The following is a 3,739-nucleotide window of genomic DNA, read 5'->3' on the forward strand; positions in this document are numbered from 1 at the left end:
ATTTTACTGCTTACATTTAAAACCATAAAAACCCTTACTCACCAAGTAAGGGTTTTTTTATGCCTTGAATTTATAATACTCGATTATATTATACCAATTGTATTAAATAACTGATCTAAATTTTGCGCCGGAAAAATGGCTTAGTTTGAGGCGTAAGTTGATGTAAATGGTTGTTCCCTATACGAAACTTACAACGAAAAAATAAGGTGTTTTAACAAGTAAAATAGATCAGTTACTTACTATGATTGGTATTAATGGTGTGATTGCTAATATATCAATTACATTTAAGAAGTGATTGGTATTATACTCCTGTCCATATTTTTAAGCATAGAGACAACAAGATGGAATTCGATTTCAAAAAAGACTACTTTAGCGATAAAGCAACGGTCAAGCTATCAATGGGACATGAAGCTTTTGGTACTTGGTTAGAGCAGGAAGGGCAGAAAAAACAGTGGGTAGAAGCTCTTTTAGTCGCGATCTCGGATTTACAGCTGCGAGAAATAACAGAATATAAATTAGTTGGAGATGAGTTTGCGCTTTACCTCACCACAGAAGAAGCGAGTATTACCAACCATAGTTTACATATGGCAGGGTCTGACTTAGATGAAGCCAATGATTTGAATTTTTATGATCAAGAGATTGAAGCTGAGTGTGGTTTAGAGGACTTTACGAATCTGCTTGAGTCCTGGTTAGAATTTATTTAATAATTTTGCAATGGACCATAACGACTACATATGAGTCGTTATGGGATTCATCATTTAATGGCGTAATACTAGGGTAGCCATGCCTAAGAATGAAAATAGACCAATCACATCGGTTACAGTGGTTAATGCCATACCACCGGCCAAAGCGGGGTCTATTTTATATTTATGCATTAACAATGGGATACAAACCCCAGCGATACCTGCAATGGACAGGTTAATAAACATTGCTCCAGCAATAATATATCCGACCTGCATATCACCTTTCCAAAGTACTACGGCGGTGGCTACTAGAATTGCCCAAATCATACCGTTCAATAAACCGATCGCTGCTTCTTTACCAATTAACCATCGTGTATTGCTACCACTAATATGTCCAACAGCAATACCGCGAATAACCAAGGCTAAGGTTTGGTTACCAGCGATGCCTCCCATGCTTGGCACGATAGTCATCAATACGGCCAATGTGGCGACTTGCTCTAAGGTTGCTTCAAACATATTTGAAACAGAGGCTGCGATAAACGCGGCCATCAAGTTTACCGATAACCAAACAGTACGACGTTTGGCACTGGGTAAGATAGGTGCAAAGGTATCTTCATCATCATCCATACCTGCCATACCCATCATAGAGTGTTCGGCATTTTCTCGGATAATATCAACAATATCATCGATAGTAATACGGCCGAGTAGTTGTCGGTCGTCATCAATCACTGGTGCGGAGATCCAATCATGTCGTTCAAACAGTTTAGCTATCTCATTCTCTTCCATTAATGCTTGAAGTGGCTCGGTATCATGATTCATGACATCGCCAATAATAGAAGTGGGTTCCTCTGTGAGTAATGTAGATAATGACACATCGCCTAATAGCTTGTTGTCGGTATCCACTACATATAAAGCATCGGTTGTATCAGGTAGTGAGCCTTTCAAACGTAAATAGCGCAATACCACTTCAATAGTCACGTCTGGACGGACTGTAGTGGTGTCTGTATTCATGATTGAACCGGCAGTATCTTCTGGATACGCTAAGGCCAGTTCGACACGTTGTCTATCTTGTGTGTCCATTTGCTCCAAAACAGCACGGTAAACGCTATCTGGGATGCCACGCAGGACATAGGCTAGGCCATCGGTTTCCATGCCTTCTGTTGCGGCTACGAGGTTATCCGTGCCCATCAGGTTGATGATGCCATCTTTAGCATCTTCATTTAGCTCTTCTAGGATCTCACCATGTTGGTCATGGTCAGTGAGATTCCAAAGTACTTTACGGTAAGCAGGTGGCGAGGACTCTAAGAGAAAGGCAACATCGCAGGCAGGCATTTTATCTAAAATACTGCGTGCTAAAACAAACATACCACTTTCAAGGGCTTTTTTTACTTCTTGAAGTCGCAGCTGGGTATTATCGACTTTAGTGTTTTCCAGCATACTAACTCCTATAATTATTCTTCTTCTAAAAATTTATTTTCGATCAGTTCGGTAACGGCTAGCATCGCCTCTTCTGCTTGTGCGCCTTGCGCTTCGATCTCTATCTCTTGACCAAAACAGGTTTCCAGCACTAATAAGCCTAAAACACTGCCTGCATCGGCTTTTTTATCATTGTGTGTGATGGTGATTTGAGCATCAAAAGCATTGACAAGTTCAACTAATTTGATGGTAGCGCGTGTATGTAAGCCTAATTTATTTTTTATTGTAATTGTTTGCTTAATGATATCCAACCGGAACTACTCCTTTAAACATTTATGTTCTATTTGTACTTGGTATTTGTGCTTAAAGCGCGCGGCAATTTGCTCCGTAACATATACAGATCGATGTTTGCCACCGGTGCAGCCAATAGCAATGGTGACATAATTACGGTTATTTTGCTCTAAGTGAGGTAACCAATTTAAAAATAGGTTTTCGATATTAATAATGGTTTCTTTGACTAATGGAAAAGCGCTTAAATAATCTTGAATGACCTTATCTTTACCCGTGTATACCTTTAACTCTTTTTCCCAGTAAGGATTGGGTAGGAAGCGTACATCAAACATATAATCAGCATCTTCAGGGTGTGTATATTTATAACCAAAGGATTGAAAAATGATGAGGAGATTACTTTTTGTTGAACCTTGTAAATAGACTTTTAGGTGCTCATTTAAATTATGTATCGACAGGGAAGTGGTATCAACTGAGAAGGCCGCCATCGATTTTAATGGTGCCAAAATCTTATTTTCCAACTCTAATGCTTGAGATAAAGAGTACTTTTGCTTGGAAAGAGGGTGTAAGCGGCGCGTTTCACTATAACGTCTAATTAACTCACTGGTTAATGCATCGATATAGATAATTTCTAATTCAACTTTGCCTTGCAATGAAATGATCAGATCTTCTATCTGCTCAACTTCCCTTGGCATATTACGCACATCAAGGGTAACAGCAACTTTATTGTCCTTAGGATCTAAAGTATCAATTAGTTGCTCAAGTAATTGGTAGGGCACACCGTCGATACAGTTGTAACCTAGGTCTTCGAGAACATGAAGTGCAATTGTTTTTCCTGAGCCAGAGCGACCACTTATAACAATTAATTTCATATTTTCACCTTTTACTTTATAGCGTTAGTAATTCAAATAACTCTGTTGCGTTGTCTGCGCTGCGTAATTGACGCAAGAATTGTTTGTCCAATAACTTTTGACTTATCTCTGATAGTGCAGAAAGATATTGTTTGCAAAGGTCTTCCGGCACAAAAATAGCGAATAGTATATCCACTTTATTACCGTCGTATGAATCATAATCGATACCTGTTTCACATTGCAAAAAGACAGCTGTAGCGGGTAGCTCACTAGAAATTTTGACATGTGGAATAGCAATCCCAGATCCAACACCTGTTGACCCAATTTTCTCTCGTGCAATTAAGCTTTCGAATAGTTCATGGGCATCTAAATCGAGTTCTTTTGCTGCGATAAGGCTGATTTTTTCTAGTGCGCCTTTTTTGCTTGTGCAAGCTGTTTTACAGAATACTGATTGTTGATTTAATAGAGTAGATATTTTCATAATAATAGTTAACTGTATTT

General features: G+C 38.9%; 5 protein-coding genes. 1 reads left to right on the top strand and 4 read right to left on the bottom strand.

The window, feature by feature from the left end; translation table 11 throughout:
• The first annotated feature begins 341 nt into the window (after positions 1-341).
• A complete protein-coding gene (locus DS885_RS12570; protein ID WP_113819773.1) occupies positions 342-704 on the top strand; it encodes a YacL family protein in 363 nt (120 codons plus the stop codon).
• A 54-nt stretch (positions 705-758) separates the two neighbouring features.
• On the opposite strand, the gene mgtE is transcribed toward DS885_RS12570, so the two are convergent.
• From mgtE to ptsN, 4 genes are all read right to left on the bottom strand, one after another.
• Positions 759-2,120, bottom strand: a complete 1,362-nt coding sequence (gene mgtE / locus DS885_RS12575; RefSeq protein WP_113819774.1) for a magnesium transporter — start codon at positions 2,118-2,120, stop codon at positions 759-761.
• A 14-nt stretch (positions 2,121-2,134) separates the two neighbouring features.
• Complete coding sequence (locus DS885_RS12580) at positions 2,135-2,410, bottom strand: HPr family phosphocarrier protein (protein ID WP_113819775.1); 276 nt, start codon at positions 2,408-2,410, stop codon at positions 2,135-2,137.
• A 6-nt stretch (positions 2,411-2,416) separates the two neighbouring features.
• Positions 2,417-3,259, bottom strand: a complete 843-nt coding sequence (gene rapZ / locus DS885_RS12585) for an RNase adapter RapZ (protein WP_113819776.1) — start codon at positions 3,257-3,259, stop codon at positions 2,417-2,419.
• A 16-nt stretch (positions 3,260-3,275) separates the two neighbouring features.
• The coding region (ptsN, locus tag DS885_RS12590; RefSeq protein ID WP_309472393.1) for a PTS IIA-like nitrogen regulatory protein PtsN at positions 3,276-3,739 on the bottom strand (464 nt) is incomplete at its 5' end.

Origin of the sequence: Psychromonas sp. B3M02, from assembly GCF_003318165.1 — a bacterium.
Lineage (GTDB): Bacteria > Pseudomonadota > Gammaproteobacteria > Enterobacterales > Psychromonadaceae > Psychromonas.

Coding starts and splice junctions, on each gene's coding strand:
- DS885_RS12570 (WP_113819773.1), top strand. CDS start 342: ATGGAATTCGATTTCAAAAAAGACTACTTTAGCGATAAAGCAACGGTC.
- mgtE (WP_113819774.1), bottom strand. CDS start 2,120: ATGCTGGAAAACACTAAAGTCGATAATACCCAGCTGCGACTTCAAGAA.
- rapZ (WP_113819776.1), bottom strand. CDS start 3,259: ATGAAATTAATTGTTATAAGTGGTCGCTCTGGCTCAGGAAAAACAATT.